Origin of the sequence: Azospirillum brasilense (genome assembly GCF_007827815.1) — a bacterium.
Taxonomy (GTDB): Bacteria; Pseudomonadota; Alphaproteobacteria; order Azospirillales; family Azospirillaceae; genus Azospirillum; species Azospirillum brasilense_C.
This window is the reverse complement of sequence record NZ_VITH01000019.1, coordinates 94,516-102,508: the sequence shown is the minus strand read 5'-3', so window position 1 is coordinate 102,508 and position 7,993 is coordinate 94,516. Positions and strand designations below refer to the sequence as shown.

Annotated in this window: 7 protein-coding genes; all 7 read right to left on the bottom strand. The window is 69.8% G+C overall.

Annotated features, from left to right (window positions below; all coding sequences use genetic code 11):
• Positions 1-1,169 (bottom strand): hypothetical protein (locus FBZ83_RS28115; protein WP_145690080.1); only part of this gene is annotated, 1,169 nt, incomplete at its 3' end.
• Entirely contained in the window at positions 1,169-4,786 is a 3,618-nt protein-coding gene (locus tag FBZ83_RS28110) for a phage tail length tape measure family protein (RefSeq protein WP_145690079.1), read from the bottom strand. The genes FBZ83_RS28110 and FBZ83_RS28115, both read right to left, overlap by 1 nt.
• A gap of 2 nt (positions 4,787-4,788) precedes the next feature.
• Complete coding sequence (locus FBZ83_RS28105) at positions 4,789-5,454, bottom strand: DUF6441 family protein (RefSeq protein WP_145690078.1); 666 nt, start codon at positions 5,452-5,454, stop codon at positions 4,789-4,791.
• Complete coding sequence (locus FBZ83_RS28100) at positions 5,451-5,636, bottom strand: hypothetical protein (RefSeq protein WP_145690077.1); 186 nt, start codon at positions 5,634-5,636, stop codon at positions 5,451-5,453. The genes FBZ83_RS28105 and FBZ83_RS28100 overlap by 4 nt, the downstream gene beginning before the upstream one ends.
• 17 nt (positions 5,637-5,653) lie before the next feature.
• Positions 5,654-6,442: a hypothetical protein gene (locus FBZ83_RS28095; RefSeq protein WP_145690076.1), complete on the bottom strand. Its 789-nt coding sequence runs from the start codon at positions 6,440-6,442 to the stop codon at positions 5,654-5,656.
• A gap of 113 nt (positions 6,443-6,555) precedes the next feature.
• The gene (locus FBZ83_RS28090) at positions 6,556-7,713 is read right to left on the bottom strand and encodes a hypothetical protein (protein ID WP_145690075.1); all 1,158 of its coding nucleotides are present in this window, start codon (positions 7,711-7,713) and stop codon (positions 6,556-6,558) included.
• A gap of 3 nt (positions 7,714-7,716) precedes the next feature.
• Positions 7,717-7,974: a hypothetical protein gene (locus FBZ83_RS28085; RefSeq protein ID WP_145690074.1), complete on the bottom strand. Its 258-nt coding sequence runs from the start codon at positions 7,972-7,974 to the stop codon at positions 7,717-7,719.
• Between the last annotated feature and the right edge of the window lie 19 nt (positions 7,975-7,993).

Here is a 7,993-nt window from a genome sequence, read left to right as displayed (position 1 = left end):
GACAGCAGCCCGTCGCCGGCATCGCCCCACCAGCAGGCAGCTGCCACAGCAACCTCCGTCGCGGCAACGCTGACGTCCTTCTGCGCGGCGACGTGGTAGCCGATGGTTCCGGGCAGGTAACCCGCCATGCTGGCGAAGCTGGACAGCGCCAGGGACGCGGTCGGGACGCCCCGCTCCAACAGCCGCCGGATCACGCCCGCGGTGTCGGAGACGTAGCCGCCCACGGCATCGCCCCGGACGTCGGCGGTGGGCGTGCCGTCCGGTCCGGTCCCGAGCCTCCAGCCGGAGCCGTCCGAGCCGAGCCACTTCGCGAACCGCCCCGAGGCCACCGTGGCGGCGGCCAGGGCGGCGTAGCTGGCGTAGGTGTTGCCGTCCCAGATCACCGGGGCGCCCTTGATGTAGACGGCATCGACACCGGCCGCGAGGCGGTCATGGAACCGGTAGATCAGCAGGCTGGAGTTGACCAGATCGCCGGTCACGCCGCGGCAAAGACCGTAGGTCTGCCGGATCGGTTTCCCGGCCAGTTCCGCCCCGCCGTCCGCTCCACCCGTGCCGCCGTAGAGGGCCAGGAGCGGCACGTCCAGCAGGTACCCGGCATCCCGCATCCGGACATGCAGGGAGCCGTCCGCCCACCAGTCCAGGCCCTGGCCCTGGAACACGGTGGCCGCCTCGCTGTAGCGGCTGGACCGCTTGGGCAGGACGGCCACCCGGACCGGCGTGGCGTCGATCGCGTAGGCGTCGGGGTAACTGTCGTAGACCCCATCGGCGTTGACCGCCACAAGCTCGCCGATGGACACCGCCGCCCTGCCCGATCCCGGCACGATGGGGATGCTGCGATCAAACTGCGGCGGCTCCACCCGCCCTTCAAAATGGACGTTGGCGCGGGCATCGTCCGGCCGGCTGGTCCAGTCCCGATCCGACCAGTCGATGCGGATCGACGGCGGCGACGGCTGGCGATAGGGCAGCGTGCCCCACGCATAGGTGCCCTGGACGAGCGGCTTGCGCTCCACCGTCGCCGTGGCTCCGGTGGCGGGCTGCATCTCGACCAGGAACACCACGTCGCACACGCTGCCCTGCGTGGCGGAGACGAAGGCCGGCGGGGACGGCAGGGCGGCAAAGCCCCGCGCCCCCCACGGCACCGTTCCGGCTGGATTGGTACCCCAGGTCATCAGCCACCCACCAGCTTGAGGTTCGCGCCTATCCGCTGCTCGCCCTTCAGGCCGGCCAGTTCCGCCCGCACGGCTTGCAGTTCGCCCCGCAGAACGCCGACCATCTGCGACAGCGCCCGCACGATGTCGGCGTTGTCGCGCACCACAGTCGCTTGGCCCTGCGCCTGCTGGTCGGGCCGCGTGACCGTGACCCGCTCACCCGGCGTGGCCATGAACCGGACCAGGGTGCTATCCACGCCACCCCAGCCGCCGACCTCGAAGGAACCGCCCGTCTTGAAGCCGGGCAGGCCCAGCTCGTGCCCCAAATTGCGCAGCGTGGAGGTGATCCAATCTTCCCGCTGGCTGTAGGCCTCGGTGCCCAGGACCAGCACCGGCCGGGACGCCGACAGCAGGGTCTCCGACGCCTTGGTGGCGTAGGAGACGTCGCCCGTCTCGCGGGTCTTCTTCAGGGCCGCGTCCCACTGCCGCTCGGCCTCCGCCATCTTGGCGACCGGCGACAGGGAAGAGCCGTCCCCAAGGGCCTGACCGTTCAGCCAGTCCGTCAGGCTGCCCGCCTGCGACGTGAGCTTGGCCATCGACGCGGCTTGCTGGTCCGTCGCGAGCTTGGTCTTCAGCTGCTCGATCCGGAGCCGGGCAAAGCTCTCCGCCACGTCGTCCACGCCGTGCATGGCGTCGGCGAGGAAGGTCAGGTTCTTCACGGCGTTCTCGTCGTCGCCCAGACTGTTGACCAGGGCGGACATCTGCGCGCCGTAGAGCTGGATGGCCTTGTCGCCGCTCTGCCCGGTGGAGAGAAGCTGTTGCCCGACCTGGGTGAAGGTCGCCCGGATGCCCAACGCCTGATCGATGAAGCCCGTCCCGTTGGCCTGCCGGATGGCGGAGTCCAGCACCCGGTCGGTGGCGCCCTTCACGCTGGCGGATAGGCCGTCCACAGACAGGCCGAGCTGCTCGGCGCGGTCCCGCATGGTGACGAACGACTGTGCGACCGTCGTGATGGAGGCCGCGACCTGATCCGGCTGCGCCTGACCGACCGACGAGAAGGCCGTGGCGAAGTCCGTCGCCGCCAGTTGCAGGTCGGACAGGAGCCGGTCCAGCCCGTCGAGCACGCCGCGGTCGAGCACCTTCCGCACATTCTCGGAGGTGGCCGACAGGTCGGCGTTCTCCAGGCTGCGCGCGATGAAGTCGGCCACCGCCTCCTCCGCCGTCCCGAACGACTTCGCCGACCGAGCTTCGAAACCACCCCCGCCGATGAAGCTGTAGTAGCCAGGGCCAAGGTTGCCACGGGTTTCCTGGTTGAAGCCGATGCCGCCCAGCGGCAAGCTGGACACCGGGATTTTTGCCGCCCCCGCCAAGGCCTGCAGCGTGGCGAGCGCCTGTGTACCGGCCTGCCCAAGCGCCGACGTGTCGTAGCCATCCAGCGCCTCCAAGGCGCTTTGCCGGCCACCGATGGACGCGAACTGCCCCCAGGGGAGGTTCCGGTCCTCCGGGAACAGTCCGGTCGCCGCCGTGCCCAGGAACGCGCCGGCAATGGCCCCGATCGGCCCCCCGGCCGCGCCCAGAAGCGTGCCGAGCGAGGTGGCGCCGAGCGCTCCGCCGGCGATGCCGCCAACCAAGCCCCCCGCGCCGCTGACGAACGGATTCTTGCTGCCCAGGCCGAGCAGGTTCGCGCCGATCCCGCCGATGATGCCCCATGGGGTGGCCTGGATGCCCAGGCCAAGCGCCTGGGCAAGACCCGCCGACCCGGTGAGTTCGAAGGCCAGTTCCGACGCGCCGGACACAATGCCCTGCCCGATGGACGAGCCGCCGGCCCCGGTGAGCAGGCTGCCGAGACCGATGGCGTCGCTGACGCCGACGCCGGTCCCGCCCGCGGCGCCTTGGGCAGCACCCGGCTTCCCCGGCGCCTGGATGCCGAACAGCCCGGGCACGCTCCCGACGATCGCCGTGGTGATCGGCAGGACGATCTGCGCCTTGATCGCCTCAATGGCGATCCGCTTGAACAGGTCGCGGAAGCTGTCCACGATGGACGCGCGCTTGTCCTTCAGGACGATGCTGTCGTAGAGGGTTTCCGACCAGTCGCGGGCGATGTCCGTGGCGACGGTCTGCACCTCGCGCTGGTAAGCCTCAAGCGCGCGGGCCGCCTCCTCGTCGGCCTTGGTCTTCTTCTTGCGGGCATCGGTGACGTCGTAGAGCGCGCCGGCCTCGTACTCCACCTGCCGGATGTATTCCGCCAGCACGTCCGGCGACAGCTTGCCACGCAACTGGTGCTCAAGCTCCAACGCCTTGTTGGCGATGAAGCGCTCGCGCTCCGTCAGCTTCAGGCCATCGGACTCGCCCCGCAGCCGGTCGACGTAAATGTCCGCCGTCCGCAACGCCTGCTGGCGCTTGCGCTCTTCTTGCTCGGCGTGGCGGGAGGCCTGCTCGCCGGCCCGCGTCGCCTCCTCCTGGGCCTTTTTCTGCGCCTCCAGCTTGTCGATGCGCTCCTGCTGGGCGACGGCATCGTTGATCGTCCGTTTCGTCGCCTCGCTCAACTGGTCGGCGCTGGTCTTGTACTCCCTGGCCAGCATCTGCTGCGTCAGGGTCGCGCGCAGCTTCTCCGCGTTGGACTTGCCGAAGGTGTCCGCCTCCAGCCCCAGCGCCTTCGTCTGCTCGACGATCCCCTGGCGGGCTTTGGTGATTTCCTCGTCCAGCGTCGTAACACCCGTCGCCGCGCGCTGGTTTTGCTGAACCATGCGGTCGACCACGCCGTTGTAGTCGCCGGCGCTCGCCTTCAGGATCTCCAGCTCATCGCGCAGGGACTTCCACCGCCCTTCGAGACGGTTGGTGGCCGACTGCCGGGCGCTCTGGCTGATGCCGCTGCCGGTGTGGAGCCCGTCGCCTTCCTCGTCCGTGGCGGCGGCGCGAGCGGCCAGCAGGCGCGCTTCTGCCAGTCGCAAAGCCTCCTTGCGGACCTCGATGATGTTGCGTTTCTCCGCTTCCATCGCGTCCGCTTGCCCGCGGGTCGCCCGCGCAAGCTCGTCCTGCAGCTTGGCCGTGAACTCCAGGGCCTTGCCGTAGTCGTTGAAAGCGGTGGCCGTGTCATCGGCCGTCTTACCAAGCCCAAAAATCACCCCCGCCGCGACGGAGGCGATGGCCACCACCGTACCAATCGCGATACCGGCCGGGCCGAAGGCGGAGGCGATCTGCGGCCCCTGCTGCGCCAGGATGATGAAAGCGGAGGTGCCCATCTGGGCCTGTACCGTCACGTCCTGGAGCTGGAGCCCGAGGTTGCCGAGAGCGCCCTTGAACTGGCCGCTGCTCGCCGCCGCCGCGGTCTGCCCGGCAATCATCCGGTCGTGAGCCTGCTGGGAGATGGCCATCAACTCGGTGTAGCGTTGCTCGCTGACCGCTCGGGAGGCCAGGGCGCTGTTTAGCGTCGCCTGATCGCGGGCAAGCCGCTGCGTGGCGCGCGACACCGGGTCGAGACGGCCTTCCAGGGCTTCGAACTGGCGGCGCAGCTTCTCCGGGCTGTTGTCGTTGCCGATGCTCTTGATGGCGACGCCCAGCTCCTCCAGCTTGCGCTTGGTCTCGTCCAGGCGGTCGGCTTCGACGGCCAGGCGCACGCTGACTTTCTTTTCGGCCATGGCTACCGTCCGATGATGTTGGAGAGGTTGGCGGCGAGTTGGGCTTGCGCCCGCTGGGCGGCGCCGCTGATGTCGAGGAGCTTCCGCCCGCGGGTCTGCCGGACGAGGAGGAAGAGCGGGATCGAAGTGGCGCGCCCGGCGCCGCCTCGGGCCAGCACGTCGCCGCGGGCCTTGCCGTCCGCCACCAGGAGCGCGCGCCGACCACCGTTGATCGGAACGAACTGGAGCTTGCCGAAGCGTGATTCGGCGGCGGAGACGTTGGACCACTTCGCCGGCACCGGGCCCGGGCGGCGGGCGGTCAGGTCGTCCCGCTCCGAACTGCGGTCGAAGCCGGCCTGTTTCGCCGCCTCCAGCGGGATCGCCAGCCACTTCCCGCCCTTCGCCCGCACCGTCTCGCCGGCGTCGAAGGCGTCGTGGAGGCGGGTGGCCTTCGAGTAGACGAGGCCGGCCGGGCGCAGCGTCTTCCGCCCGCTCTTCGGGTAGAGGTCGAGGCGCCACGCCTTTTCCAGCCCGATCCCGAGGCCGGCGCCGCGGACCTGAGCGCGCAGATCGGCTTGCAGACGTTCCGAAGCGCCGCGGACCGCCGCGCGGGCGGCGTCGGCGATCTCGCCGATCCGCTCGTTCAACAGCCCCTTCAGGTCGCCCTGGATGCGCCCGACGATCATCATGACTCGCCCTCCACCAACTCCGCCTCGGCCCGGCTCATGACCTCGAAGGCGTCCAGCATGATCGCGGCCTGTTCGCCGTAGCCGCCCGCCTCGGGGAGATGGCCGGTCACCGGCACCACACCGGCCGCCATGCCGCCGATGCGCCCCGGCGCCGGCCGGAAGGCCCGCCAGAGCCGCACCATCTCCCAATCCCCCTCGCTCAGCAGGTAGCGGGGGTTCCGCCGGTACCGCTCGCCGAAGAGGTCCCATTCGCTTCCGTCAGGAGCTTCGTCTCCGTCGGGGAAGGCTTCCGGCCGTCGTGCGACTGCGACGGCGAGACGGAGTTTTTTTCCTGATCCTTCCCGACGCGCATCAGGCCGATGATCTTGACGCCCACCGCGCGCAGTTCCCGCTCGTCCAGGTGCTGCAGCGTTTCGTCGGTGGTCAGTCCGCCGCGCCGCTCGAACGGGGCATCGCCGCCGTCCTCCGCCTTGACGCCCTCCCACCCCAGCAGGAAGTGACGGGCTGCGATGATCGGCGACACCGACAGGTAGAACTCGCGGTCGCCCTCCAGGGCGGCGTAGCGGCGCCCCAGCGCGCGGGCGAGGCGGTCGATCTCGCCCAGCCGCTCCACCGCCTCGGGGTCCACCTCGCCGTCGGATGCCGCCTCCGCTTCGTCCACGACGGCCAGCAGGTCGTCCAGGTTGACCGGCGCACAGGCGCGCAGGTCGTCCCGCAGCGCCCGGAACAGCTCGGCGTCGCCCGGATACATCGCACCGGCGGCGCGGACGTCGCGGCGCCACGCGGCGCGCTGGAGATAGCTCGGCACGGTCAGCAGGTAGACCGGCTGCGGCTTGGCGTCGGCTTCGTTCTGCGCCTTGACGATCAGGTCGGCAAAGGCGGCACGGGCCTCGTCGGTGTCCGCCAGAGCCTGCAGTTTCCGGAGAAGGTCGATACGGTCGAGAACGGGCGTGAAGCGGATCACGTCCTTGGCGGAGACGGGAAGCATTGTGGACCTCATGTCGGTTGAGGGATGCGGGTGGCGCCGACATCGCCACCCGCTGCGCTGTTGCGCCCCATCGGCCGAAGCCGATCGGTTGCCCGGTGCCGGGCCGGGGTTCGTCAGTACAGGGTGAGGAAGGCGCCGGCGTCCTGGCCGGTGCAAGCGAACTGCAGCCCCTGCGTGGCGAGGCCGCCGCGGTCGCCGGGCTGGACGTTGGTGTAGGTGCCCGCCGGGATGGTTAGGCCGACGCGGTTCCCAGCGACGGCGCCGTAGCTGAGGCCGATGGGCTGGGCGTTGCCGGCCCGGAAATCGGCGATGGCGTCGCGCGTCGCCACCAGCTCCTCCAGCGGGTCGCAGGAGCCGGTCATGTTGCGCGCGGTGATGATGGCCGGATCGTAGCCCTCCGCCGCGTTCGGGTTGTCCGGGTTGGTCATCTGGTTGCCGAAGTCTACGGACAGTGAGGCCATCGCCGCCTTGGACCGGTTGACCAACGCCCGCCCGCCCTTCCAGATCGGCGGGCGGGTGCTGTCGGTGGGCATCGTAGAGTGGGCCGGCACCGGGGTGTCGGTCTGCGAACCGAACATGCCGGTGAAGGTGCAGCGCATCCGCCCGACTCCGCCGCTGGTGAACTCCAGAGTGGCGGTGCCGCGAGCGCCGGTCACCTTGAGGAGTTTGCCGTCCCGGTAGGAGTAGAGCGTCACGGACGGGATGTTGATCGAGGCCGGGGAATATCGGACGTTCACCGGGATCTGGTAGGAGGTGGTGGCGACGATGGCGCCGGACATCGTATCGGCGAGGGTCGCCGTCTTCCCCGCGGTGTAATCCGTGATGAAGGACGTTCCGGTCACCGTGTTCGTGAACACGATGGGCATGCCGCGGTACATCTGCGCCGTGGTGCCGGCGGAGGTGCCCAACACCGCCGTCGTGGTGGTGCCGCCCGCCGCGCAGGCCTCCGGAGCGGCCGGGATGGCAGTGGAGGTGATCGTCTCCGCCCAGCCGCAAGCGCGCAAAAGCTTGCCCCACTCCGGGGCGGTGCCCGGCGCTCCCGACCCCTTGAGAAACACGTCAAAGGTGACCTGGACCGTCATGCCGCCCGCGATGGGGCCGCGACTGTCCAGGCTACCGGTGTGCTCGTTGGTCTGAATGATATTCGGGTTGTAGCTGTGCTGGAGGTTTTCGATCAGAACGGCATCAGTGCCGGGGACCGGCGCAGCATCGACGCCTTCGGTCGTCTCGATCTTGGCCAGAAGGGCCTGATTGCGGGTGCGAAGCGCCATGGCTTAGGCCTCCTTCGTCTGGGTGGTGGCCTTGCCCGCCCCGGCGGCCTTGGCCGGCTTCAGCAGATCGGCGGGGGGCGCGGCATCCGGCGCGGGCTCCGCTTCGGACTTCGGCTCTTCGCGCTCCGCCTGCTCGGCTGCGCCGCGGGCCGCGCGTTCCTGTTCGGTCAGGTTGATGACCGTCTTGCCGTCCTCGCTCATCACGAAGGTATCGGCAGGCGTCGGCTCCACCGCCGCCGCCCGATGGGCCGGGATGTTCATGGTGTCCTCAGTGTGTGGG

Coding starts and splice junctions, on each gene's coding strand:
- FBZ83_RS28105 (WP_145690078.1), bottom strand. CDS start 5,454: ATGATGATCGTCGGGCGCATCCAGGGCGACCTGAAGGGGCTGTTGAAC.
- FBZ83_RS28090 (WP_145690075.1), bottom strand. CDS start 7,713: ATGGCGCTTCGCACCCGCAATCAGGCCCTTCTGGCCAAGATCGAGACG.
- FBZ83_RS28095 (WP_145690076.1), bottom strand. CDS start 6,442: ATGCTTCCCGTCTCCGCCAAGGACGTGATCCGCTTCACGCCCGTTCTC.
- FBZ83_RS28085 (WP_145690074.1), bottom strand. CDS start 7,974: ATGAACATCCCGGCCCATCGGGCGGCGGCGGTGGAGCCGACGCCTGCC.
- FBZ83_RS28100 (WP_145690077.1), bottom strand. CDS start 5,636: ATGGTGCGGCTCTGGCGGGCCTTCCGGCCGGCGCCGGGGCGCATCGGC.
- FBZ83_RS28110 (WP_145690079.1), bottom strand. CDS start 4,786: ATGGCCGAAAAGAAAGTCAGCGTGCGCCTGGCCGTCGAAGCCGACCGC.